The following is a 19,405-nucleotide window of genomic DNA, read 5'->3' as shown; positions in this document are numbered from 1 at the left end:
TCAGAAGCGATATAGACCGCTGCTTTTCCTTCTATATATCTCTACACATTCTACTATTGCTCACTCGACTAAGCTTTTTACACTTACCCGTGCTTGTGCTTGTGCTTGTGCTTGTGCTTGTGCTTGTGCTTGTGCTTGTGCTTGTGCTTGTGCTTGTGCTTGTGCTTGTGCTGTGCTTTTAAATCTTTCCCTGCCCGCCCACAAAACGCCATAAGACGGGTATTTGCTCCCGCCCTTCCACCAAAGTCGCCACCCGTGCGGAGCGAAGGAAAGGGAATAAGGGAAAAGGACGACTTTGGAGGGGCGGGAATCTACCTTCTCTCCTAATCCAGTAGATTCCCGCGGCTCCACCGGAGTCCGTTCCCTTATCCTTTTCCGAAGCGTTCTCCCCTCCAAGCGACCAAATCCCAAACCCAAGGAGCAACGACCCATCTCAAGGCGTTACAATTTCGATACCATGCTGCCCCGCATACTGCACATACTCATCCCCAGGCACACTATTCGTGATCAAATAATCAATCTCACTCAGCGCACAATACGTCGTCAGCGCATACTTATCAAACTTACTATCATCAATCATCAACAGCACATTCGAGCTTTTCTTCACCACCGTGCTTTTCAAATCCGTCTCCATAGGCGATGAATTGGTCACCCCATTCACAATCGAGATGCCAGTTGAAGCGACGAATGCCTTGTTAATATTGTATTTGCCCAGCAACTCCACGCTCTGAAAGCCAACAAATGAGTCCGTTTTGCGCTCAAACATACCGCCTGTCGAGAAGATCGTCAGATTCGGATACCCTTTGGCTCCATGAATAAAATCGAAGTTGTTCGTCACCACTGTCAATTGGCGATCCTGAATATACGGTAACAGCTCCAGCGTCGTCGTACCAGAATCGACAAAGATCACATCTCCATCTTCCACATACCGCGCAGCGAGCCGTCCGATTTCCTGCTTTTTGGTTAGATTCTGATCTTTGCGTTCGTGAAAGACGACAAGGGTCGAATGATTGACCGATACCCCGCCATATACCTTCTTCAAAATACCGGAGTCTACCAGCGGGCGAATATCACGGCGGATCGTATTTTTGGAGACACCAAAATGGTCGACCAGTTCTTCGAGTGAGACCGATTCGTGTTCAAATACATATTCCTTGATCTGATTGATACGTTGCGTTTTGATCATGTGTTGATTCTCCTAAAATGAATTTTCCGATTTCACTACGTTTCCTATCCAACAGGAAAACAATATCTATAGAAAGGTAGGGCATATATTCTCAAGATGTCCAACATACACCTATTTTAAACCTAGCTAGCCAATTGTAAAAGCAAAAGCGTGTTTTTTACTCGCTCCATGCTGAATAATAAGCACAAAATTAGAAGAGATACAGGAAAAATGCAATCGTATTTACGCTAGTTTACAGCGGATTTACTACAAAAGGTTCCTACCAGGAAATCAGGAATAGGAAGATAGGAAGGTAGCAATAGTCATGTGAATGTTTCGACAAAAACTTCAAATTTGTAAACCAAAATGCGCTTGTGTACGAATAATATGTATACGTTCCTTATTAGGATGGTAAAAAAGGGGTAATATGCATAAAAACGTCCCGAAATTTTGTTCAAATTTGATTAAATTCCCTGTAAGGGATTGAGCTGGCGGGCTGTGGTTATAAATATAGTAATAGCGCAATCGCGCATCCGCTAGCAAGGAGTAGGAAGTATACATCTCATTACTATTAAGTATTAAGAACCATTTCCTATTGTGGAAATACTGGTTCCAGAGGCATACTTAAGTCACAAACAAAAACAATATTCGCCAAATAAATTGTCGGAAAAACACGAAAAAGAGGAAGAAACTATAAACTTCTTCAAAAATCTTCCGATAAATAGAATATCACATTAAATGTTGCAACCTAAAATATTTTAAACAAATTAATTGTAAAAAACCTAATTTTGAGTTAAACTACATGTAAAGCAAATCGAGGGGGCTAACCTAATGAATTACAATCAATTGACAGACGTTAAAATTATGGAGAAAGCAAAACCTGTTTCCGGCGGTTGGTTCCGCTTTGTAGAAAGCACGGAGACTTCCAAAAATCAAAACGAGCTGGAGCAATGGGCAGCTATTTATCATATGGAAAACGATAAATACATCGTCACCAATGATTTCCTGAATGTAGGTCTGAATGATCCTGCTGGTCGTGTACATGTAGTTGGTTATGGCGATAGCCTCGACAGCATCATGTTCGTTATCTGGGAACATCAAAAAGAGATGGGCAAAGACTACACAATTCTGGATCAAATTCGCGAAATCAAAAGTGAAGAGCTGGAAAAAGCAAGCCAAAAAACATGGAGCTGGGACGAAAAGTCTGCAGATGCTACCTACTTCAAACACGAAATGTTCAATCCTTGGGAAGAAAGTTATTGAGCGATGAAAGTACGAAGACGAGAAAAACCCTTCTAATATTCACCTGCTGCTGAAGGGCAGACGGTGAGGATAGAAGGGTTTTTGTGTTGGATTTTAATTTCGCTAAGGAACATGATATGCTGTCTGTATTTGGAATAGTGGAGGGATGGAGAGTATGCAATTGCCGGAAATTACATATGGGGAACATCAGATTATTCAGGTCAAAATAGCGATGTCCTATCCGCTGCGCTGGGTGAACAGCTATCTGGTGGGCGGACCGGACGGATGGAGTGTGATCGACCCCGGACCACGTACACCTGATAATGAGCAGGCTTGGCAGGATGTGTTGAAGCAGCTGGAGATTCCGTGGTCGGCGCTGCAATCCGTTGTGCTAACCCATCATCATCCCGATCATTACGGTTTGTCGGGTTGGTTTCAGCAGCAGACGGGTATTCCGGTATGGCTATCGCAGCGAGCGCTGGCGGAAGCGGTTCGCTCTTGGGGGCTGGATAGTACAGCGGCGCATGATTTGGTCGGGCAATTTGCTCGTCATGGTATGCCAAATGAGATTACCTCGCAGCTGCCGGAGCATCTACATAGCTTTATCCCGCAGGTGACGCCGCAGCCGCAGGTGTCGATCATTGTACCCGGACAACCGCTACAAATGGGCGGACGTACATGGGAAACGATTGAAACGTCGGGTCATGCGGCGGGGCATATTTCCTTTTACGAGCCAGAGCAGAAAATTATCTTTTGCGGCGATGCTGTCCTGCCGCAAATTTCGCCCAATATTAGCCTTATTCCGGGCAGTGATCCACATCCGCTGCATTTGTATTTGGAGGGACTGCGTCAGCTAGGCAAATATGAAGTAGCGCAGGCTTACCCCGGTCATCGGCGTCCATTTACTGCTTTTCAGGAGCGTACGATTAAGCTGCTGGAGCATCATAGTGAGCGGTTAGACAAAATGGAGCATATGCTGCGTCAGCATCCATCTAGCGCATACGACATTTGCGTCGGTTTGTTCAATAGCACATTATCCTTGCATCAGCTACGGTTCGCCATGTCAGAAACGCTAGCACATTTGAACGAATTAGAGCGCTGCGGCAGAATCCGGCATGAGGAGCAGAACGGTCATATCCTATACTCCGTTATCTCTTGATACGGTAGGAAGGCAAGGATAAGAGTTTTAGTGACTGTTGGATTTCTCCATCATGCAGTCTATTGCGTATATAGAGATAGCAAGGCATAACAAAAATAGAGCGGCGATCGTACTGCATATCATGAGATGATACCATCCTGATATGCAGTACGATTGCCGCTCTTTTGGATAGTTGTCGATCAGGACGACGGATAACGATGCTCATCCTTCGCTTTCGCCTGATCCTCTACATCCATTGATTCGCGTAACCAGATTCTATTGATACATTCCGCAATACCTATATTGAGTACAATCGCCCCGTACACACCGATAATATAACTGGTCAGCAGATTCAATCCCACCACATGCTGGCACAGCCATTCTAGACTGTGAATAAACATATTCGTAAAGCAAAATAAATAACTGCGCACCATCCAGCGACGATGACGCTGCCATCTGCCCTTTCTGATCTGCACCAGCGCTGTAATCGTGATCCAAATCCAAGCGATATTGACGAGGTTAAAGGGAATACTAGTCACCTTGCCACCAGTCGCATAAGGAGCGAGATAACCGGATGTCAGATCGACCACCAGAATCGCGATCACATACATGTACCCGTTCACCCGATGCCAGCGGCGATAACGACGTAACAGATATGATGAGAAATTAAATGCACCACCCACCAGCGCTAGACAAGCTGCTATCACATGAATGTACATAATATTCAGCCACAGCGGCAGATGAGGCGGTTGGTTTGCACCTGTTTTCTGACTTAGAAAATCCGCCGCTTGGGGATCGGCAATCAGATTGGCATAAAGCGTATGAATGCTATAGAGCGTCGTAAGGATAATCAATAGCGGCAATGTGCTGCGAGGAACCATTTTGACTAGGTGGTGCTTCCACAATGTAGTCAACATCATGCCCCAAGCTGCTCGGTCAGCTGATATAGCGCATGACGCGTAGAAGTCAAAAACGATTCTACCTGCCGATGCTGATCTGACGACGATCTCTGGTGGTCCAGTTGAATTTCGGTATGACGAATGGTAGACTGCAAATTATGTATCTGCGGTTTCATATCCCGCGTATTTTTTATTGTAAACAATACATGCCGGTTCCTTCCGGTTTTTTCGTCCGCCATATAGTCATGTCCCCTCAACGTTCATCTTTTCTAGTCTGCCGCAGCCGCATAACAAAGCTATCCCGCGGCTCTATGATCAGGCGCAAGCTGTGCGATCCTATTTCCGTTCCGCTTGTATACTCGTTCGATTATAGCATACAACATTTGTGATTCTCGTCGAGATTTAACTGGAATTAAGTCCAATTTCATCAGGAATTAAGCTACCGAACGTAAACTACCTATAACGCTTCAACGCCGTATGTTTTATTTCAGCCCGGAGATGAAAGGGGCCATCATCATGAACAATGCAGACAGCACATGGATTGATATCGCAGTACAGGGACTACGTTTGGTCGCTTATTTATCCTTATTGGTCAGCGCCATGATCGGATTGTTTGGTAGTCTGGCCATTTTGGTGGAACGTAAGGGAGCGAACTGGTACCGAATTCGTTCGGTTCTCGTTTACCTGGGACTGTGGCTCACTATTGTGCAAGGGGTCATCAGTGTGATCAATATTGCCTTTTATCAGGGCTGGTCCGCCGCGCTGATTCCGTTTACCACTTATGCAGGTAGACTCAGTAACGGATTCGCGCTGATTGCTTTTTATACAACGCTTGCTTATATCGTACCGTCATTGCTTGCATCGCGCCGCAATGGTGCCAGCCTGCCGCCGCGTTTTCTATCGGCACTGCTGATTCCGACACTCGGACTGCTCATGCTGTCTGGACTATCCACCCGTAATTACGAAGGGCTGCTATCGTTACTTCTGGTCTATGTATTTACTGCATTATGTCTCGTCTGGTTGATCGTGCTACGCTCTCTTGCTAGCGACAGTGAAGCCAAGCATAAGGCGCGCCAACATCGCAAATTCAATCTGCGTAGCCCTGACATCAAGCTAAGTAATCGTAATACAGACGCCCATGATCAACATGACGAAGAATCGCATACAATCATGCGTTAAGTCTATTATTCATCTATGTAGTCGCGATAATCATCAATGATTGGAACATAAGAAAACCGCCTGCTTCTTTGCATCTTGTATGTATCGTTACGCTCACCTTTCGTGAATGTAGCTGTCATACATCGGCAAAGAAACTAGCGGTTTTTTTGGATGATTGGAATTAATGCGGAAGTCGTTGTACAGATCGCACAGCTCACATTCCACATCTTATTTGCAATCCTATACGGTTCAAGCATACATCACACACATCAATGAACGTTTATGTCGTTTCATCATCTTCTGGCAAATTCATACTTCCCGTATCCTGCTGTAATTCCTGCTCCATCCGTCGTCCATGCGCAATGCGACTACTTGCTGCCGCTGCAATCGCCCCGACAATATCATCAAAAAACGTATGAATCGGCCCTAGACTTTTATCATTCAGCCGTCCCAGCACGCCCGGCTTCAGCTTATCAATATACCCATAATTCGTAAATCCAATACTGCCATACACATTCACAATCGCAAACGCCAAAATCTCGTCCACGCCATACAGCCCTTCGTCATTCTCGATCATCTCCTGAAGCGGAGAGATCAATTGCCGTTGCTCTGCCAGAATATCCAGCTGCACACCCGTCAATAGGGCATTTTGCACCTCACGCTTCATCAGTACCTTCTTCACGCTCTGCTCACATTCCTCAATCGTCAGATCTGGAAAATATCCCTGCTGCAAAAACAACACCAATTCCCCAATCTCCCGAATACTAACCCCACGCTTTTCCAACCACTCCAACGTCGCCTGCTCCACATTCAAACTGCTTAAACGATACGGCATTTTCCCCGAAGAATTGCTATCCATTATCATCGCCTCTTTCTGCATCAATTCCTACATAGACGTACCTATACCATATTTAAACCTCATCCCCCCAACCAACCCAATCACCCAGCCCCCACTTACCAATCACGCGATCTAACTCCCGAACGTCATTCAATAAATCGTTCATCCTCAATCGAATCATTTAGCACCCCACACTTTATTAGAGTGCTTTTACAACCCATGTTTGTTAAAATAAGAATGCGAATAAGAAGCAGGAGGCATACAACTATGAGAATCAACGGACGGCAGCAAAATGAGCTGCGCCCCTTGAAAATAACCCCCAATGTGAACAAATACGCGGAAGGTTCCGTGTATATCGAAGTTGGCGACACGAAAGTACTGTGCACCGCATCGGTAGAAGAACGGGTTCCGCATTTTATGAAGGGACAGGGCAAAGGCTGGGTAACCGCAGAATATTCCATGCTGCCACGCGCAACACAAACGCGGAATCAGCGTGAAGCTGCCAAAGGCAAACTGGGCGGACGCACGATGGAAATTCAACGTCTGATCGGTCGCGCGCTGCGCTCGGTTATCGATCTGCAAGCACTTGGCGAGCGTACGATTACTGTGGACTGCGATGTCATTCAGGCGGATGGTGGTACACGCACCACGTCCATCACTGGTTCATTTGTGGCGCTGGCTATAGCGATGGACAAGCTGGCGGTTCAGCATAAGCTGGCTCGTTTCCCGATTACGGATTATCTGGCTTCGGTCAGCGTAGGCATCGTGGGCGACCGTGCAGTACTGGATCTGAACTATGAAGAGGATTCCAAAGCCAAAGTCGATATGAACATTGTTATGACGGGCAAAGGCGAATTCGTCGAGCTGCAAGGCACAGGCGAAGAACGTCCATTCAACCGCAAAGAGCTAGATCAGATGCTGGAGCTTGGTGAGCAGGGCATACTGACTATGATCGAAGCACAAAAAGAAATTTTAGGGCCGATTGCATTGAAAATCAGCTCTGGTCAGGCGGGAGCACAGGTATGAGTGTCCTTTCCGGCAATATCGTCATTGTAGCAACCAAAAATAAAGGCAAGGTGAAGGAATTCGCACATGCGTTTGCCACGCTGGGCTTTGAGGTGCGCAGTATGTTCGATTATCCCGATTTGCCGGAGATTGTGGAAGATGGGGTAACCTTCTCCCAAAATGCCTTCAAAAAAGCCAAATTAGTTGCCGATGCACTCGGCGTGCCAGTGCTGGCGGACGATTCTGGTTTGTGTGTAGATCGTCTGGATGGTGAACCCGGCGTCTATTCCGCACGTTATGCGGGTGAGCAGGCAACCGATGCGGATAATAATACTAAGCTGCTAAGTGCGCTGGAGGAATTACAGCTAGGCGAAGATACTGAGCAACCGCTGCTTAGTCCAGCACGGTTTGTATGCAGTCTGGCGCTGTACGATCCGTCTAGCCACCAGACGTGGACGGCGGAAGGTACGGTCGAAGGTTGGATTACTGCTACGCCATCCGGTAATAGCGGTTTTGGATATGATCCGTTGTTTTACCTGCCAACCGAGCAGAAGACGATGGCGGATCTAACGATGGAACAAAAGCAAAGCATCAGTCACCGTGGCGCTGCGCTGCGTAAGCTGATCGCTCAGCTGCAATTGGAAGTATAACTGGATACAAGAACAAGCAAAGCCATGCGCGGGAGACCGCTTCATGCTTCATTGCCGTTCATTCCCTTTTCGTCGCAATTCATGCAGGCAGAGACAGGAAAATGAAATGCAAATGAGCAGAAGTATCGTCACCGCAGCATGGCTTTTATTTTTAACATCCGGTAGATATGGTGAAACGGTATTCTTTGATTTCGACAATTGCCTTATTGTAAAATTGGAAGTAGCAGCATACTATGCCGGTCATCCGGTGTGACAGGAGGATGTACATATTATGGAAGTGAAGCTGAGTATTGATTTTGATGCGCATGAGGACGGGAAGAGGCTGGCACCGATGATCGAGGAGCTGGCTGCCGATTCGGAGAAAAGCAATGCCTTGACCAGTCTGATTATTGGAGACTGGGGTGCGGCGTATGAGCAGTCACCGGATGACTTTTTGCCAACATTGATCCAATCTAGTGGCTCCTTTCCGAATTTACGCAAGCTGTTTATCGGGGATATGAGCTTTGAAGAATGTGAAGTATCGTGGATCAATCAGAGCAATCTAGGCCCGCTTCTGTCTGCGTATCCGCAGCTAGAAACATTTATTATCAAAGGCAGTACCGATCTGGAACTGAATCCGCTAGAGCACCACAATCTGAAGGAATTGAGCATTATTTGTGGTGGGTTGCCAGCGAGTGTGCTGCAAGCTGTCTATCATGGCACATTGCCAGAGCTGCGCAAGCTGGAGCTGTATCTTGGTGTAGAGGATTACGGATTCGACGGCGATCTGGAGCAGGATATTCTGCCGTTTCTGAACAATAATCCGTTTCCAAAGCTGACATCGCTTGGTTTGAAGGATAGTGAATTGCAGGATGAGATTGCGATTGCCGCAGCGAACGCACCTGTATTATCCCAACTGGAAGAGCTGGATTTATCCGAAGGCACGCTATCTGACAAAGGTGCTGAGGCGCTCATCAACAGCGAGCATATTCGTAAGCTTAAGCATTTGAATCTGAGCTATCATTATATGTCTGATGATATGCTGAATCGCTGGCGTGGTACTGGTCTTCATGTGAGTTTGGATGAGCAGCAGGATCTAGGCGAGGAGTGGCGCTATCCGGCGCTGACGGAGTAATGACAGCGACGTTATCTCGTACAACCAACCACATTCTGTTTGGCAATCCGGGCAATAAGCGAACGGCAGGCTGGCAACAGGCGTTGTCTCATCATGGGCGCGCCGCTGCATTGGAAGTGCCGTATGTACGGCTGCTGCATGCGATTCGTGCTCAGGAGTCCTTGCCAGAAGTAATGGAAGGTATGAGTAGTCGTCAGCAGGTGGTATTAACGGATGAGCAACAGCCCTTACTATTACGTTTGGATGCACCGGGCGATGATTTTGCTGTCGAACGTGGCTTGATTGCGTTGGGGGCAGAGGATGCGGAGGGGTGGAGCAATGATGAACTCGTGCCGCTGCATCGGCTGACCGAAGGGCATAGCATTACAGCAGCCGAGGCGAGAACATTACCGCCTCAGCACGGACGTATCTTTTATCCAGCTCAATGGTTTCGGGGCTATTGCCGATTGCTATCGTGGTTGCAGCGGCAGGTGAATCTGTATGTACCACAGGCGCGCTGGCTGAATACGCCAGCTGACGTCGCGCTGATGTTTGATAAACGGGCATGCTCGCAGCATCTGGCTACTGCCGGAGTAGCAGTGCCGCCGATGCTATCTGCATTGGATCAACCAGAATGGCGGAATCTGCAGCAGACCAATGATCCTTTGTATGCTGAAAAGCTTCGTCAATCGCTGCATACTGCCAATCCCACCTCCTTTATAGCGGGGGATGAGCATTTGGGTATTACTGGCTATGAGCATCTGCATAGGATGATGAAGCAGCAATATGCGCGGCGTGTATTTATCAAGCTGTTTTGCGGCTCGGCGGCATCTGGTGTGATCGCGTATCAGTATCAGCCGCATACAGGTGCGGAGATTGCCATGACCACGATTGGGATGGAGCAGGTACATGGCGAGTATGTGTTTTACAATTCCGGGCGATTGATTCGCTACACGCAGCAGGATGATATTCGGCGGATTGTGGATTGGCTGGCAATTGAGGGCATTCATGTGGAGCGCTGGGTCAGCAAAGACATGATGAGCGGGAAAGCGTATGATGTGCGTCAGCTGGTTTGCCGCGAAGGAGCGGGACATGCCGTAGCACGTCTAAGCCGGACGCCGATCACCAATTTGCATTTACGTAATGAACGAATGTTGCTTGAGGATTGCCAATTGCCACCAGAGACGGTGAAGGGCATTTCAGCGGTAGCGATGCAAGCATTATCTTGCTTTAAAGGGTCATTTTGCGCAGGGATGGATGTGCTGGTGCCGCAGCATGGCGGTCATCCGCTCATTATGGATGTGAATCCGTTTGGCGACCTGCTGTATCATGTGCGTCATCACGGATTGAGTCCGTATGAGTGGGAGTTGGATTGCCTGCTGCGATTGGAACAATAAGCAGACAGCCGATCATTGAGCAATCATGCAGCAACGAATCTATCCGCATGCAGCCAGATGACCATGATGGACGAGAAGGAAAGGAAATAGGTACGTATGCTGAATATGAATGAAATCGTAGGCAGTCATGATATTGTGATGATTACGCTAGATACGCTTCGTTATGATGTCGCCGTATTGGAGCAGGACAACTGCCCTCATCTGTGCGGAACTGGTGCTTGGGAAAAGCGGCATACGCCGGGCAGCTTTACTTATGCGGCGCATCATGCGTTTTTTGGCGGATTTTTGCCTACACCCGCCAATACGGACAAAGCCTCGCATGTACGTTTATTTCACGGGAAACATAGCGGGCTGCGCACTCATCCGAACACTTGGCTATTCGATGCACCGGATATTGTCAGCGGGCTAGCCCAAGAGGGATACCGTACGATTTGTATCGGTGGCGTTATCTTTTTTACGAAAAAAAACAAGCTGTCCCGCGTATTGCCGGGATATTTTCAACAGAGCTATTGGCGGATGAACTTTGGTGTGACGAATCCCAATTCGACCGCCAATCAGGTGGATCATGCACTAAAGCTGCTGGACGGCATATCGGAGCAGGAAAAGCTATTTCTGTTTATGAATGTGTCTGCGATTCACGGACCAAATCATTATTATATCCCCAACAACCGCCGCGATTCGGTGGATAGTCAGCGTGCTGCGCTACGTTATGTGGATGGTGAATTGGGACGATTGTTCACTGCTCTGCGCGAACGGGAACGTCCCGTGCTGTGTCTGGTCTTTTCCGATCATGGAACAGCGTATGGTGAGGATGGATATGAAGGGCATCGTCTGGCGCATGAGGTCGTCTGGAATGTGCCTTATCGCGAATTTTTTCTGTAAACTAGTAAACCGGAGGAGTGTGATCTCATGATGCAGAAGCAAATGAACCCGCCGCTGCGCGCGCTGGCACCCCACGAATGGACATCCGAATTGCGGGAGTGGGAACAGCAGCTATCGGCTGCACCGTATCGTTCCTATCTGTATTCCTACCCGCATAAGACGGCGTATCGTGAATTGAATCCTCCCTATCCATTGCAGCAGCTGTGGGAGCAGGAGCAGCTGGATAGTTATTTTCTGTATATGCATATTCCGTTTTGCGGCGCACGCTGCGGATTTTGCAATTTGTTTACCCTGCCTGACAAAAGAGTGGATGTACATAAGCAGTATGTGGATGCGCTGGAACGACAGGCGATGCAATGGGCGCCGATCATGGCGGGCAGCCCTTTTTCACGGTTTGCTATCGGTGGGGGAACGCCGACCCTGCTAGAACCAGAGCAATTGAATCGGTTATTCGTGATTGCACAGGATATTATGGGGCTGGATGTGCGTACCTCCTCAATCTCGGTGGAAACATCGCCAGAGACGGTAACGGAAGAACGAATGGAGATCTTAAAAGGCTGGGGCGTGGATCGGATCAGTATGGGCATCCAGAGCTTTATCGAGCAGGAGAGCAAAGCAATCTATCGTCCTCAAAACCCAGATCTAGCACGTCAAGCGCTCGTCATGCTCAAGCAGTATGATTTTCCGCTGCTCAATGTCGATCTGATCTACGGTCTACCGGGGCAAACGGTGGACTCATGGTTGTATTCGCTAGAGCAGGCGCTGGAATTTGAACCGGGCGAGATTTTCCTGTATCCGTTATACGTCCGCGAGAATACAATCCTCAAGCCCGGTCATACGGGATTGGAGCATGATATGCGGATGCAGCTGTATGAAGCAGCATGCCAGCGATTACAGCAGGCAGGCTATATTCAATATTCGATGCGCCGCTTTGCCCGTCCATTTCATTCGACCAAATCGCTGCTGCCGTATAGTTGTCAGGAGGAAGGGATGGTCGGATTGGGCTGTGGCGCGCGTTCTTACACACGCCATGTGCATTACGCCTCTCGCTATGGCGTGACGACAGCAGCAACACGTAGCATCATTGCCGATTATGTTGCAGCTGAACGGTATGATACGGCTGATTATGGCTTTGTACTGAATGAACAGGAAAGTCGCCGTCGCTTTGTATTAAAAGCCTTGCTGCATCGTGAGGGATTGCAGCAGCTACAGTATTATGAACGCTTTGGCAGCTGGCTGCTTGACGATCTGCCTGAGCTGAAGCAGCTAGTCTGGACCGGGCTTGCTGATTGGATACCTACATCCGCATCAGGAAGCGAATCGATAGAGGGAGCAGTGGCGGATTCCGTAGCGACGCTATCGGAATATGATACGATCCTGCGTCTAACTTCGCGTGGTATGGCATTGTCGGACAGTATTGGTGATTGGCTGATCTCACCGGATGTGTATGCGTTAATGGAAGGGTATGAGGGCGTATGAGTCATGAGTCGTCCTTATCGTCATCCGGTTCGTCGTCAGCTTCTGCCCCGTTTGTGCAGCGTGAACAAGCAGGTGTTTTATCTCGACCTGACAGCTTTGGATCTTCAGGCATGACAGCTTCGGTGTATTATCGCGGCAGTCTATCATCCTGCAATTACGCTTGTCCTTACTGCCCATTTAGCAAAAGAGTGGATAGCCGCGAAACCTTGGCACGCGATCGTCAGCAATTGCATACGTTCGTAGACTGGGTGCATCAGCAGAAAAGTCGAGGGCATCGGCTATCGATCTTTTTTAATCCATATGGCGAAGGGCTGGTGCATAGCTGGTATCGTCAGGCGATGGTAGAGCTATCTCATCTGCCACATGTGGATAAGATTGCGATTCAGACGAATCTGTCGGTCAAGCTGGATTGGACATCTTCCTTGCAGCGTGACAAAACTGCATTCTGGGCAACGTATCATCCGGGCGAGACGACGGAGGAGCGATTTGTGAAACAGTGCATGACACTGTACGAACAGGGCATTGCCTTTAGTGCGGGTACAGTAGGCTTGCGTGAATCGTTTACAGCGATTGCTTCACTCCGCGACCGTTTGCCAGACGATGTATATGTATGGATTAATGCGTTCAAAGATCGCCCCAACTATTATCGTCCCGGCGAAGTAGAGTATTTGCAGCAGATTGATCCTTATTTTGCTCATAATCTAAAAGACTATGACAGCTTGGGGCAATCCTGTCTAGCAGGTGAGCAGGTCTTTTATGTGCAAGGAAATGGAATGGTGAAGCGCTGTTATCAAGACAAGCGCGTCATCGGCAATATCTACCGACATGAATTGGAGCAAATGGCGGAAAAGCGTCCGTGCGGAATGAGTCGTTGCGGTTGTTATATCGGCTATATTCATATGCCAGAGCAACCGTTCAGCCAGCTATATGGAAATGGTCTGCTAGAGCGGATTCCAGAAGCATACCGAGCAGTGCCGCAATTATAACAGTGAGATGGAAATGATGAATGAAGATCTGTCGCTCAAGTGCTTACAGCGCCTACGTTCCTGTAATGAATGGTGGGCAAAAGAAATCACACTCAAAATGACAGGCGGTACAACGACGATAAGAACGGTAAGCACCAAAAGCATGAAAAGTATTAAAAGCACCAAACATACGAAACGCATCCGTACTATGTAAAAAAAGCAGGTAGCTGGTGAGCATCACCAGTTGCCTGCTTTTGTATTTATAGGTATGGAATACTTGCTAGCTTGCCATTCACACCTGTTCATCCATTCCGCATCTATCATTTCGTTTCAATGCGATATATTCTGCATTGCCGTTCCTGCTGCATTGAACAACGGGCGACTCTGCATATACTCCATATCAAACAGCTGATCCTCGACTGGTTCAAACACATGATGGCGATAATCGCCAATCATAATATAGCCGTTATACAGCTTTTTCACATACACCTGCTGCTTCGCCTGCAAAATGCAGCCCGCATTCGCATCGCTGCCGACCATGCCTGCAATAATGCGGTCTTCCGCATGTAGACGCGAACCACGGCAGATCGACTGCTCTTTCATAAAAGCGATACTGCCTGCGGAATACAATTCGCTCTGCATGACGCCTTCATGCGTAATTACAATATCGCCATTCGACTTGATTTGGCTCGATTGGCAGCGAAATAGCTCAATATTAACCTCAATCTCTTGCATACTGGATACACTGGCATACAGCCGATCCAGCAGCCCTCGAATCAATACGATTTGCTGCTCATCCACCTGCTCCAGAATAGCACCGGAATGAAGAAAATAGTGCAGATAATGCTTGAGCTGCTCCGACTCACGGCTGTCCACGTGCTGAATGCTAGCGAATACTTGCAACAGCTCTTTGCACAACTCTGGAATCGTTTTAAATTTGCGTTCAATCAGTAGCATAATCATCTGGCTATAGCGCACCGTCTGTTGACGCGCCGCCACTTCCTCCGCCAGTGTGTGCGCTGCTAGGTCGAGCTGGCGAATCTCATGACTTAGCTGCTTGGAAGCTGCATACATGCGATTGAACATCACGCCAAAATAACCGGAATAGATGCGCCCGCCAATAATTGTCCCTTCAATAGAGATACTTCCGGTCGCCGTAATGGTCGAATTGTACACATTCCCATGGACATACACATTGCCTAGCGACTCGATGATCATGTGATCGGTCACATTGCCATTCACGATCACATCTCCAGCGAATACGATATTGCCAGTGCGCAGATCCACATCGCCATCCACGATAAAAGCATTGGAAATGTCGATCACATGCTGATTGCCTTTACCCGTCATACGCGGGCGACCCGGACGTAGTGCTACAATCTGTCCGTGGTCATTCATCTCAGCAAATTCGCCAGCAACTACATCTACATCCTGTGCTGGGCGCGGTAGCAGTTCATTGCCAAATACATCGAATCCGGGCAGTCCTTGAATCGGCGCATGTTTGGCGGCAACAATCTCACCTTCATGTACCGATGGAATACGGCGATGACTGCGATAATCGACAATTCCCCCAGCTTCGTGAAAGATCGTTTCAATCTTTTCTGGGAAAAATAATTCCAACCGTGCATCCGTGCCGGGAATAGAAGCTTGCCCGCGTGCGATGACTATAGGCTGATGAGTAGGAGATTCCAATTCGCCAAGAATAGCAGCTTTATCAATATTTTTACGAATGCCGCGATGCTCCAGTGCATTCATTACATGCTTAAATTCTACCGTATCCACGATGCGCGTCTTGTCTGGCATCGCACGCACGATCATTTGGTTCGCTGCTGGTGTATCAATCAGCGTCCATTCAAACCGCTCGCGAGTATGCAGCGTCAAATACGCTTCCATTTGATCCGGTGACACACTGATTTCGAACATCGGTGTGTGTTGTAGCTCCCAATGGACGATATCCTCTTCACTTACATGAGCAGTGCCAGAAATGATATTTTCGTTCACAATCAGCGCAACGGGCAGAACAGCACGAATGGTCGCCAATTTGCCGCCTGCTTTCGGTGAAAACACATGAATCCGATTGTCATTGATTTTGATCCAGCCATTGTTGCTGTCGCCAGCAGGTCCGTCTTCCCGGGTATTCAGGGATACGGAGGTATTGTGATCAGCCGATTGAATCATACGCCCCAGTTCCTCGTTAGAGATGGGCCTGGACATTCTGTATCCCTCCCGTTAGGTGCATCCGAATATTTCCTATATTTTACTGTAGGAAATCTTGAATTTAAATGGTTCAGAAAACCTGTATCTTGTATGCAGTATGTTTATGTGTACGCTTCCAAAATGAGTGCAATGATTGAATGATTAAAGTCTGTATGTAATTTAATTAATAAACACACTGTTATTATAATACACATTTTCCCAATTTAAACTTCATTTTGAACAAAAAGTCCCTTTTTTTGAACATTTTTTTCTTAGTTTAACACGAAAAGCGAAAAGGAAGTGGTACTAAATGCCGATAATAGGACCAAAGAATGATAGATGTCGCATAGAAAGCAGATAATAGTTTGAAAAATACGACAAATCGTTTATACTATTTTTTGTCGTTTTCAATGAACTTTATTGTGTCCCAGTAGCTCAGCAGGATAGAGCAACGGCCTTCTAAGCCGTCGGTCAGGGGTTCGAATCCCTTCTGGGACGTTACATCAGTACATACCATAAGAAAAGGCATCTTTTCTTACGAGACAAAGGATGAACAGACAAAGAATAAAGAAAAAGCATCTCCACTAAGCGGAGATGCTTTTATGTGTTGAATAGAGATTCTTTTCCATATAAACATGTATGTTTTTAAGTGTTGCTGACCAGATAAGTAACATTACACATGTTACCGCTGCCGCCGATCACCTGAATATTGTATGCAGGTGAACTGCTCTGTGCCGAGAATCCGTCTGAATCCGCCTCAAAATTTGCAGGCTTAGCATTGTTAGGAACATGGGTCGGTGAAACGACCCATTCTCCATGAGCCAGCACCGTTTTGTTTTCCAGTACAAGCTCACTGTCGGTTACGTTAATTACGGAAATATGCACTTCGCGTTGCGCCATCGGTAAATCACTCCTATTGATGTATGATGTATGATGTATAGGCGATAGGCAAAGCCTATACACGCAGGTTTTGGGCTCAATTAGTAGCAGTCAGCAGATGATCCTAATAAAAACGAGCTTCCTGTAACAAAATGATGGCATTGCAGCAGGTTTCAGTAAAATGTATACTTTATTCACTGTTATCTTTTCAATCATTCAAACACCATATCTGTAAAAACGGGAGGCATTATAAATGGAACGATGGATGCGTTATGTGTACAAAATTCCCGCTATTTTGCAGGCTGTACTGAATGTAACGCTGGGACTGGTTGCGTTTACCTTGTGTTTTTTCTTATTCAAAGAAGCTTGGCATATTTTCAGCTTTATCTTTCTCGACAACCAAGCATCAACCTCGTATGAATTTACGGCTACACTGTTGGTCTTCTTTCTCTACTTTGAGTTTATTGCGCTCATTATTAAATACTTTAAAAGCGGTTTTCATTTCCCGCTGCGTTATTTCATCTATATTGGGATCACTGCCATCATTCGTCTGATTATTGTGGATTACGATAATGCAATGAATACGATGCTGTGGTCGATTGCCATTCTAGTGCTGCTAGGCGCATTATTTTTATCCAATTCACGCCCGATTCGTCATGATCATTGATTCGTCGTATATCTGATCCGTTGTACCATCCTATTCTTATCATTCCCATGGAGGACATTATGCCAGAAACATTCGTGAAAATTTCGCAAAACAGTGCTATCCGTATCGAACGTTTACGCCGTGAAGGCGTGCAGGATGAGCAGTTAGTACAAGCGTTGGAACAACGCAATCCACAATTGCTGCAAGGCTATGCTGCTGCCGCCGAGCTAGATATGATTGCTTGGGCAGATTATGCGTCAGAGCACGGCGAGCAGTTAAAAGCCGCTATCCAAGAAGGGTATCAAATGACCTTCAATACCGTACTCGGTGTACGCAATTGGCTGTTGTTTGCATTGGATATGGAAGCAGGTGCAGATTATGTGGAAGGCGAAGGGCGAGTAGATGGTTTACAGCTGGATGCACAGCAACTGGAACGCGTTCGTCATACACTTGCTGTAAACTGGGTGACTGTGCAACAACCCGACCAGACCGTATCGCTAATGCTGCGCGCGCTTGCGCACGATTCCATGTAAATTGCTGTATACCAATCCAATACTGTACCAAAGCAATGATCTGTCATTGATCAATGGAAAGTGATAATGAACCCTAGAATAGTAGGACGTAATAGAAGTGAATGTATAGAAGTGAATCAGAGTAACAAAACAGGCGCTACCGCGTTATTGCTGCGGTAACGCCTGTTTTTTATATGCTGTTTGTCGATATTGCCTTGGATTCATATGGCACAGCTGCTTAAATACTTTGCCAAAATGCGACACATTGCCAAAGCCTGCAGCGGCTGAGACATCAATAATTTTCATATCGGTATGTTGGAGTAGTTCGCGCGCCTTCTGCACTCGAATAGTATTGATATATTCGGTGATAGGAAATCCGGTTGTCCGTTTAAACATACGACTAAGATGAGCCGGGCTTAGATGGAATTGATCTGCCAGCTGCTGAAGTGGAAGTGGCTCGGCATAATGCTCGCGAATATGACGTGCTACCGACGACATTTGCTGCTGCACGGCGGATCGTGTAGCTATATCTATACGTTTTGTTTGATCGGACGGCTGCCTCGCACAATGCAGTAGCAATTGAATAACCAGCTGCTCAACCATTAGCATATAGCCTTGTTCTTGGACTTTTAATTCACGTACCAGCTGCTGAACGATGAGAGGAATGGCAGGATCACGCGAATGAACTCGATACACTGGATCATGTTGCTGAAATAACGATAACAACCATTCCGCATGATTACCTAGTCGTTTAGCAGCAAAATGATCATTAAAATACAGCACAATCCGCTCATGCTCTGGCAACTCACCGGGCAAGGTACGATGTAGCTCATGCTTGCCAATGAACACAATATCACCCGCATGCACAGCATATACTTGATCGCGGATAAAATATTGCCGTTCTCCTGCTAACAAAAGATACAGCTCATAATGAGGATGCAAATGTTCTCCACTCATCGCAAAGTAATGCTGTCGTGCCGCATATTCTGCGACCAGATCATCTGGCATCTGTGTATCGGTAAGATTACTTTGCTGCTCTAGAGCTGGAATGTGTATCGTCATTATAGTTACCCTCCAAACATACATAATAGTCTGGCATGTAGCTGTCTCTATATACGCCTTCGCAGATTCAAATCATTGATATATTCGTACAGTCACACACCATGATGTTATATGTAAGCGTTACTCATAAAAGGAGTATAACACGACAAAATATGCGGGGTTTGTAAAAAAGGCATCATTTGCGGCGATTGGTAGCGCC

General features: G+C 47.0%; 20 protein-coding genes and 1 tRNA gene. 13 read left to right on the top strand and 8 right to left on the bottom strand.

The genetic code is table 11. From position 1 onward, the window contains the following. Positions 1–60: 60 nt before the first annotated feature. On the bottom strand, positions 61–351 hold the full coding sequence (locus ABXR35_RS16570) for a hypothetical protein (protein WP_367062941.1): 291 nt from the start codon (positions 349–351) through the stop codon (positions 61–63). 82 nt (positions 352–433) lie between these two features. Beyond that, complete coding sequence (locus tag ABXR35_RS16565) at positions 434–1,186, bottom strand: DeoR/GlpR family DNA-binding transcription regulator (protein WP_367062939.1); 753 nt, start codon at positions 1,184–1,186, stop codon at positions 434–436. An 810-nt stretch (positions 1,187–1,996) separates the two neighbouring features. On the opposite strand from ABXR35_RS16565, the gene ABXR35_RS16560 reads away from it, so the two are divergent. Together ABXR35_RS16560 and ABXR35_RS16555 are read left to right on the top strand one after the other, a co-directional pair. Beyond that, the gene (locus tag ABXR35_RS16560; protein WP_367062937.1) at positions 1,997–2,428 is read left to right on the top strand and encodes a hypothetical protein; all 432 of its coding nucleotides are present in this window, start codon (positions 1,997–1,999) and stop codon (positions 2,426–2,428) included. Between the two features lie 154 nt (positions 2,429–2,582). Continuing rightward, complete coding sequence (locus ABXR35_RS16555; RefSeq protein ID WP_367062935.1) at positions 2,583–3,566, top strand: MBL fold metallo-hydrolase; 984 nt, start codon at positions 2,583–2,585, stop codon at positions 3,564–3,566. A 179-nt stretch (positions 3,567–3,745) separates the two neighbouring features. Here the strand turns inward: ABXR35_RS16555 and ABXR35_RS16550 are convergent, their stop codons facing one another. After that, positions 3,746–4,465, bottom strand: coding sequence for a DUF2306 domain-containing protein (locus ABXR35_RS16550; RefSeq protein WP_367062933.1), 720 nt, complete (start codon positions 4,463–4,465; stop codon positions 3,746–3,748). After that, positions 4,462–4,647 carry a hypothetical protein gene (locus tag ABXR35_RS16545; protein WP_367062931.1) on the bottom strand — a complete coding sequence of 62 codons (186 nt, stop codon included), beginning with the start codon at positions 4,645–4,647 and terminating at the stop codon, positions 4,462–4,464. The genes ABXR35_RS16550 and ABXR35_RS16545 overlap by 4 nt, the downstream gene beginning before the upstream one ends. Before the next feature lie 313 nt (positions 4,648–4,960). Here ABXR35_RS16545 and ABXR35_RS16540 point away from each other — a divergent pair, with 313 nt between their 5' ends. After that, a complete protein-coding gene (locus ABXR35_RS16540) occupies positions 4,961–5,623 on the top strand; it encodes a hypothetical protein (RefSeq protein WP_367062929.1) in 663 nt (220 codons plus the stop codon). A gap of 259 nt (positions 5,624–5,882) precedes the next feature. Here ABXR35_RS16540 and ABXR35_RS16535 read toward each other — a convergent pair whose 3' ends face one another. Beyond that, a complete protein-coding gene (locus tag ABXR35_RS16535) occupies positions 5,883–6,461 on the bottom strand; it encodes a phosphatidylglycerophosphatase A family protein (RefSeq protein ID WP_367062927.1) in 579 nt (192 codons plus the stop codon). 246 nt (positions 6,462–6,707) lie between these two features. Between ABXR35_RS16535 and rph the strand changes: the two genes are divergently transcribed. The 7 genes from rph to ABXR35_RS16500 all read left to right on the top strand — a co-directional run bounded on the left by rph (position 6,708) and on the right by ABXR35_RS16500 (position 13,932). Further along, positions 6,708–7,466, top strand: coding sequence for a ribonuclease PH (gene rph / locus ABXR35_RS16530; RefSeq protein WP_367062925.1), 759 nt, complete (start codon positions 6,708–6,710; stop codon positions 7,464–7,466). Beyond that, on the top strand, positions 7,463–8,095 hold the full coding sequence (locus ABXR35_RS16525) for an XTP/dITP diphosphatase (RefSeq protein WP_367062924.1): 633 nt from the start codon (positions 7,463–7,465) through the stop codon (positions 8,093–8,095). The genes rph and ABXR35_RS16525 overlap by 4 nt, the downstream gene beginning before the upstream one ends. A 271-nt stretch (positions 8,096–8,366) precedes the next feature. Further along, on the top strand, positions 8,367–9,209 hold the full coding sequence (locus ABXR35_RS16520; protein WP_367062922.1) for an STM4015 family protein: 843 nt from the start codon (positions 8,367–8,369) through the stop codon (positions 9,207–9,209). Then, entirely contained in the window at positions 9,182–10,585 is a 1,404-nt protein-coding gene (locus ABXR35_RS16515) for an STM4014 family protein (RefSeq protein WP_367062920.1), read from the top strand. The genes ABXR35_RS16520 and ABXR35_RS16515 overlap by 28 nt, the downstream gene beginning before the upstream one ends. A gap of 96 nt (positions 10,586–10,681) precedes the next feature. Next, positions 10,682–11,467, top strand: a complete 786-nt coding sequence (locus ABXR35_RS16510) for an STM4013/SEN3800 family hydrolase (RefSeq protein ID WP_367062918.1) — start codon at positions 10,682–10,684, stop codon at positions 11,465–11,467. 27 nt (positions 11,468–11,494) lie between these two features. Beyond that, positions 11,495–12,946 (top strand): STM4012 family radical SAM protein, encoded by a 1,452-nt coding sequence (locus ABXR35_RS16505; RefSeq protein ID WP_436669381.1) that lies wholly within the window; start codon positions 11,495–11,497, stop codon positions 12,944–12,946. A 110-nt stretch (positions 12,947–13,056) separates the two neighbouring features. After that, the gene (locus tag ABXR35_RS16500) at positions 13,057–13,932 is read left to right on the top strand and encodes an STM4011 family radical SAM protein (RefSeq protein ID WP_367063498.1); all 876 of its coding nucleotides are present in this window, start codon (positions 13,057–13,059) and stop codon (positions 13,930–13,932) included. A 309-nt stretch (positions 13,933–14,241) separates the two neighbouring features. Here ABXR35_RS16500 and ABXR35_RS16495 read toward each other — a convergent pair whose 3' ends face one another. Beyond that, a complete protein-coding gene (locus ABXR35_RS16495; RefSeq protein WP_367062916.1) occupies positions 14,242–16,125 on the bottom strand; it encodes a flagellar assembly protein A in 1,884 nt (627 codons plus the stop codon). A 406-nt stretch (positions 16,126–16,531) separates the two neighbouring features. Here ABXR35_RS16495 and ABXR35_RS16490 point away from each other — a divergent pair. After that, positions 16,532–16,605, top strand: a tRNA-Arg gene (locus ABXR35_RS16490). A gap of 147 nt (positions 16,606–16,752) precedes the next feature. On the opposite strand, the gene ABXR35_RS16485 is transcribed toward ABXR35_RS16490, so the two are convergent. Continuing rightward, positions 16,753–17,007 carry a hypothetical protein gene (locus tag ABXR35_RS16485; protein WP_367062915.1) on the bottom strand — a complete coding sequence of 85 codons (255 nt, stop codon included), beginning with the start codon at positions 17,005–17,007 and terminating at the stop codon, positions 16,753–16,755. A gap of 232 nt (positions 17,008–17,239) precedes the next feature. Between ABXR35_RS16485 and psiE the strand changes: the two genes are divergently transcribed. Together psiE and ABXR35_RS16475 are read left to right on the top strand one after the other, a co-directional pair. Further along, positions 17,240–17,653, top strand: coding sequence for a phosphate-starvation-inducible protein PsiE (gene psiE, locus ABXR35_RS16480; RefSeq protein WP_367062913.1), 414 nt, complete (start codon positions 17,240–17,242; stop codon positions 17,651–17,653). Positions 17,654–17,712: 59 nt separating this feature from the next. Next, a complete protein-coding gene (locus tag ABXR35_RS16475; protein WP_367062911.1) occupies positions 17,713–18,165 on the top strand; it encodes a hypothetical protein in 453 nt (150 codons plus the stop codon). A 144-nt stretch (positions 18,166–18,309) separates the two neighbouring features. Here ABXR35_RS16475 and ABXR35_RS16470 read toward each other — a convergent pair whose 3' ends face one another. Continuing rightward, complete coding sequence (locus ABXR35_RS16470; protein ID WP_367062909.1) at positions 18,310–19,206, bottom strand: helix-turn-helix domain-containing protein; 897 nt, start codon at positions 19,204–19,206, stop codon at positions 18,310–18,312. Between the last annotated feature and the right edge of the window lie 199 nt (positions 19,207–19,405).

Origin of the sequence: Paenibacillus sp. JQZ6Y-1, assembly GCF_040719145.1 — a bacterium.
In the GTDB taxonomy this organism is placed as follows: domain Bacteria; phylum Bacillota; class Bacilli; order Paenibacillales; family Paenibacillaceae; genus Saccharibacillus; species Saccharibacillus kandeliae.
This window is presented reverse-complemented; position numbering and strand designations above follow the sequence as displayed.

Coding starts and splice junctions, on each gene's coding strand:
- ABXR35_RS16565 (WP_367062939.1), bottom strand. CDS start 1,186: ATGATCAAAACGCAACGTATCAATCAGATCAAGGAATATGTATTTGAA.
- ABXR35_RS16560 (WP_367062937.1), top strand. CDS start 1,997: ATGAATTACAATCAATTGACAGACGTTAAAATTATGGAGAAAGCAAAA.
- ABXR35_RS16555 (WP_367062935.1), top strand. CDS start 2,583: ATGCAATTGCCGGAAATTACATATGGGGAACATCAGATTATTCAGGTC.
- ABXR35_RS16550 (WP_367062933.1), bottom strand. CDS start 4,465: ATGATGTTGACTACATTGTGGAAGCACCACCTAGTCAAAATGGTTCCT.
- ABXR35_RS16540 (WP_367062929.1), top strand. CDS start 4,961: ATGAACAATGCAGACAGCACATGGATTGATATCGCAGTACAGGGACTA.
- ABXR35_RS16535 (WP_367062927.1), bottom strand. CDS start 6,461: ATGGATAGCAATTCTTCGGGGAAAATGCCGTATCGTTTAAGCAGTTTG.
- rph (WP_367062925.1), top strand. CDS start 6,708: ATGAGAATCAACGGACGGCAGCAAAATGAGCTGCGCCCCTTGAAAATA.
- ABXR35_RS16525 (WP_367062924.1), top strand. CDS start 7,463: ATGAGTGTCCTTTCCGGCAATATCGTCATTGTAGCAACCAAAAATAAA.
- ABXR35_RS16520 (WP_367062922.1), top strand. CDS start 8,367: ATGGAAGTGAAGCTGAGTATTGATTTTGATGCGCATGAGGACGGGAAG.
- ABXR35_RS16510 (WP_367062918.1), top strand. CDS start 10,682: ATGCTGAATATGAATGAAATCGTAGGCAGTCATGATATTGTGATGATT.
- ABXR35_RS16505 (WP_436669381.1), top strand. CDS start 11,495: ATGATGCAGAAGCAAATGAACCCGCCGCTGCGCGCGCTGGCACCCCAC.
- ABXR35_RS16500 (WP_367063498.1), top strand. CDS start 13,057: ATGACAGCTTCGGTGTATTATCGCGGCAGTCTATCATCCTGCAATTAC.
- ABXR35_RS16495 (WP_367062916.1), bottom strand. CDS start 16,125: ATGTCCAGGCCCATCTCTAACGAGGAACTGGGGCGTATGATTCAATCG.
- ABXR35_RS16485 (WP_367062915.1), bottom strand. CDS start 17,007: ATGGCGCAACGCGAAGTGCATATTTCCGTAATTAACGTAACCGACAGT.
- psiE (WP_367062913.1), top strand. CDS start 17,240: ATGGAACGATGGATGCGTTATGTGTACAAAATTCCCGCTATTTTGCAG.
- ABXR35_RS16475 (WP_367062911.1), top strand. CDS start 17,713: ATGCCAGAAACATTCGTGAAAATTTCGCAAAACAGTGCTATCCGTATC.
- ABXR35_RS16470 (WP_367062909.1), bottom strand. CDS start 19,206: ATGACGATACACATTCCAGCTCTAGAGCAGCAAAGTAATCTTACCGAT.